At 66.5% G+C, this 4,310-nt stretch carries 3 protein-coding genes; 2 read left to right on the top strand and 1 reads right to left on the bottom strand.

Annotation, left to right across the window (positions count from 1 at the left end; genetic code table 11):
* The first annotated feature begins 1,323 nt into the window (after window positions 1-1,323).
* Together NTX40_00460 and NTX40_00455 are read left to right on the top strand one after the other, a co-directional pair.
* On the top strand, window positions 1,324-2,217 hold the full coding sequence (locus NTX40_00460; GenBank protein MCX5647564.1) for a type II secretion system protein: 894 nt from the start codon (window positions 1,324-1,326) through the stop codon (window positions 2,215-2,217).
* A 287-nt stretch (window positions 2,218-2,504) separates the two neighbouring features.
* Window positions 2,505-3,350, top strand: a complete 846-nt coding sequence (locus tag NTX40_00455; protein MCX5647563.1) for a type II secretion system protein — start codon at window positions 2,505-2,507, stop codon at window positions 3,348-3,350.
* Window positions 3,351-3,385: 35 nt separating this feature from the next.
* On the opposite strand, the gene NTX40_00450 is transcribed toward NTX40_00455, so the two are convergent.
* On the bottom strand, window positions 3,386-3,892 hold the full coding sequence (locus NTX40_00450; GenBank protein ID MCX5647562.1) for a hypothetical protein: 507 nt from the start codon (window positions 3,890-3,892) through the stop codon (window positions 3,386-3,388).
* Between the last annotated feature and the right edge of the window lie 418 nt (window positions 3,893-4,310).

Genomic DNA, 4,310 nt, shown 5'->3' with positions numbered 1-4,310 from the left:
CTGGACATTATCGAAGTAGCCGCCGGGATTCGGGACAGCGACCAAGGGCTTAGCAGGGGGCGTACCAGCGGCCGTCCCAAGATATCTGCCATCTCCGCCGTATAGGCGGGCAGATGGGTAGTTACAGTGCTGAACGAGGGGACCCGGGAAGACGTAGTCGAGGTCGAAAGTGTTCCACTGGTCGGGCGTAATAACCGGCGATATTACAGGGGTTATTGGGACTAATGGAGGCTCCACGTTCGGGTTTTCATAGAATCTGGGATCCAGAGGCCGGAGCGCGGTAGGCTGACCCGACGGATTCGAGTTACTATCCAAAAACCGCTCGCGGGCCGCAGATTGCCGTTGTTCTGTGAGGCAACATTCACATAGTAGGGGTTGTTGAAGTTGGCCCACACCCTGGCACTGGGGTTGTTTGCGTCAATAAATGGATTCGGAATCGCGGCCTGGGGATAGGCATTGGGCACGCTCCACGAAGCCCAGATGGACCACGGCATTGCGTTGTGGTCAGCCGGGGGCTGACTTGCGTCAGTGTAGTCAGGACAGCCTGCTCCGGGAGCATAACCTCCAACCTCAAAACCGGGGTTGATGCAGAAGTTCACAGTAGCATTCGCGGTGTTCAGCCCGGCGAAGGTCAGGCCCAGCACCGCGCACGCCACGACTGCCACACTCAGAAATCTCGAAAACATGGTAGGTCTCCTATGCTTGCACATGTTCCTGCTCCTTCCGCCCTCTGAGGGGCTTTTGCGGGTCTCTCTCCGAGACCCTGGGAAATGAACATCCACCTGCCCGCTAACCTTTGGTCCATTCTCCTCTTAACTCCAGAAGGAGTATACCACAGATTTCTGAAAAGTCAAATCGGGAAAGGGGGTGGTGGGGGTAAGTCATTGTAAATAAAGGACTTACGGAGGAAGATTTTTTCGGATTTTCCCCCTGGCACGGCCACCCTGGCACGGCCACAAGCCGTGCCGGGGCCGGCGGTTTTTCCCTCGTCGAGAGCCTCTCGTTCGACCCGTCCCGGCGCGGCGGCTAAATGTGGCGCGCGGGTGAACGGCACAATACGCGCCCAGTCCCGAAGGGATCCAACGGCGAACAAGGATAAACTGGGCGGCTAAATGTGGGCGGTATCCCCCCGCCCCTTCGGCGGGGTACCCGGGGATTCACTTCGTTCATCCCCGGGCTTTGATGGCGGGGAGGCTCGAAAGGGTCCACTCACGGATGGGGATTGCGGCACGGAAATTTCTTGCCCTCCGGCCCGAGGAATGCAAGACTGCGTGTGCCGTGGTGTTGTCACTGCACATCGCGCACCTTTTGGCGGACCGGCCCATGGGTGCCAGAAGAGGCGTCACACTGACCGAGTCGCTTGCCGTGATCATGGGGCTCGGCTGTCTGGCGGCGACGTTCCTGCCCGCCCTCCTGGATGCGAAAGACGCGGCCGAGCGGACCATTTGCGCGCGGAACCTGGCGCATCTCGGCGAGTCGATGCTCCTCTGGGCGGGCGAACACGACGGGTTTCTGCCGGACTGCGGGGCGGCGTCGCCCTTCGGCGGAGCCGTGCCGCAGGACGGCCACCATTTCCCCAGCCGATTCGACGCCCCCGGCACATGTGTCTGGCCGGACGTGCGGGCGGTCGGCAACCAGGCAAACCTGTGGCTCCTGGTGCGCGAAGGATATACCGACGCGCGGCTCTTCGTCTGCCCGGCAACGCCCGACAAGCCGAGCCTGAACGCGTGCGGCGATGCGGGGGCCATGGGGTTCTACGCGATGGACCTGGCCACCCCGAACCGCCCGACGCCCGCCGAGGACTACTTTCTGAAGCGCGTCGCGGCGGGCCGATGCTCGTACTCGTACCAGAACCAGTTCGCCCACCCGGGGACCGACCCGGCCGTCTCGGACCCGAGGAACGCGACGACGCATCGGCATCTGCACCCGGCGGACCTGGCGATCCTGGCGGACCGGAGCCCGTACACCCGGCCGCAGTTGACCCGCCAGTTCATCGTCTCGCCGGACGCGGAGCCGGAGGCCAACAGCCCGAACCATCACGGCCGTGGGCAGAACGTCCTTTACCTGGAGGGCCAGGTCGCGTGGCAGGCGACGCCGCGGTGCGGGGCCGTGCGTCCCGGGGGCGATCGCGACGCCATCTATTGGCCCGACGCTGGCCGGCCCGACGATCCCGAGAACGTCCCGCGGTCCGTGTGGGATTCCTTCCTGGTGCCATGACGACACCGACGCCCGCCCCGTGCCGCCTAACGCTACTTTGTCAACTTCGCGCCCCCGACAGAGGGGATAGCGCGGCGGGTATTCTTGCCCGCCGCGCGGTGGTCCCGCGCCGGGACGCACGGCCGGACAAGGCCGGCCGTGCCACACGCCACACGTGTGAAAACGTGCCATGGGGTGTGGCACGGCGGGTCTCGCCCCGCCGTGCGCCTCGCACGGCCGGACAAGGCCGGCCGTGCCACATGCCACCGAGGAGCGGGGTTGACAAAGTAGCCCGAAGCGTACCCGGCATGACGCTGGTCGAGATGCTCGTGGCGCTCGGGATTCTGGCAGTGCTGGCCGCGCTCCTTTACCCCGCTCTGTGGACGGCGATCGAGGCGGCCAACAATGTCCGGTGCCAGAATCGTCTCCGCCAGATCGGCCTGGCATACCGCGAGTACCTGCAGAGTTCGGGCGGTTTGTGGCCGCCGATCTTCTCACTCGACCCGCCGCCGGCGGACCTCTTCAAAGCGATCGAGGCGGAGACGGGCCTGGTGATGGCGCCGGCGCGTCCGGCGGCGAACTGGGGCCAGCCGGGACCGCACTGGAGCATCGTCCTGTGGCCATATGTGGATTCGCTCGAGTTGTACACGTGCCCGTCGGACCCGAAGGCGGGTCAGCGCGGCAGCGAGGTCGTTCCGGCGGGGCGCGAGCATACGGTGGCGCTTCTGGACGCGCCGCCGGAAAGTTACGCCCTGAACGTGATTCTTTTCCGGACGGCGGACGATTTTCGGCGGCAGGCCGGATGCACGTGGGGGACGAAGGGCGAGGTGGACCTCAGCGGCCTCGCGAGTTACACGACGGAGTCGGAGCAGAGGCGGCTGTTTGGGGGCCTCGCGAACCGGATCCTTTTTTTCTGCGGCGCTTCGGGCCAGACGGTGGGGAGCCAGTTCAACGTCCCGTTCCGGTCGCGTCCGGGCCTTTCGGGGGCCGAGCGATGGGAATGGCACTACGGGCGGGCGTCGGCCGCCTTCGCCGACGAGCCGGGCTGCGGCGCCAATTACCTCTACTGGGGCGGCCACGTGGAGTACCACGACGAGTTGCCGGACCTCTGGGCGTGGGGCTACGAGTTGACCCGCCCGCCGTCCCAACCTTGACGGCGGGCCACAGGCGGTAGAGCCGGCATCGGAGGCTACGACGGCCCAGGCGCCGGGGCGGGCGGCACGGCGGGCCCCGCGGCCGGCGCGGGCGATGGCGGCTTCGCCTCGATCGTGGCGGGCGCGGCAGTTACCGGCGGCTTTACCTCAGTCGCGGCGGGCGCGGCGGGCCCCGCGGCGGGCGCGCTCGGTCCGCTCGCCGGGGCCGGCCCTTGGGAGGCAGCGACCGACGGCTGTTGCGTGGCCGGCGAAGGCGGCGCGGGCCTTGCCGCGCGCGGCGCCGGCCTGCTGAAGAAGAGAAAGTACACGACCAGACCTATCCCGACCAGCACCACGAAGCCAACGCTCCCAAGGAGCGCCAACTCCGTGGTGCGGCTCCGGCGGTCTTCCCGGAGCGGAGAATGCGGCGATGGGCGCCCGGCCGGACGGGCGCCGGGGATGCGGACCACCTGGCCGCAGGCGGGGCACTTGGCGCGGCGTCCGGCGTACTGGTCCTTGAAGCGATACTCCTTCCCACACGCACAGCGGACGGCGATAGACATGGCTTCCCCCCTTTCGAGGGCTGGGGCAATCGACTTGGAATCCCTTTCGGGGCACAAAGCCCCTTCCGCGATTCTTGGCTGAACTCTACCCAACGAAACAGGGTCTGTCAAGCGTAAGACGGACGGGGTGGGCACATGGGGCGGAGGCGTTAGGAGGTCCCGCGGATTCGTCCCGTGCGGGGACTCATCCGCGGGCGTTAAGGGCGCGGGAGTAGGGGAGCATTCTTGACGGGGTTGGGGCGGGGGCCTACGATGCCGGTCGCATCGCGGGCGACGGGGAGTCTATGGCGCGGAAAGAACAGGGACGCGTGCCGAAACGGATTTTGCGCGGCAAGATGCCGCGAGAATCGTTCGACCTCGGCGGGCGGACGTACCGGCTGGAGAAGGTGCTGAAGCAGGATTTTTTTGCGGCGACGGG

Source organism: Planctomycetota bacterium (assembly GCA_026387035.1).
Classification (GTDB): Bacteria; Planctomycetota; Phycisphaerae; order FEN-1346; family FEN-1346; genus JAPLMM01.
This window is presented reverse-complemented; position numbering and strand designations above follow the sequence as displayed.

Bases quoted from the DNA above. Each gene is read 5' to 3' on its own strand.
- NTX40_00460 (MCX5647564.1), top strand. From the start codon at position 1,324: ATGGGTGCCAGAAGAGGCGTCACACTGACCGAGTCGCTTGCCGTGATC.
- NTX40_00455 (MCX5647563.1), top strand. From the start codon at position 2,505: ATGACGCTGGTCGAGATGCTCGTGGCGCTCGGGATTCTGGCAGTGCTG.
- NTX40_00450 (MCX5647562.1), bottom strand. From the start codon at position 3,892: ATGTCTATCGCCGTCCGCTGTGCGTGTGGGAAGGAGTATCGCTTCAAG.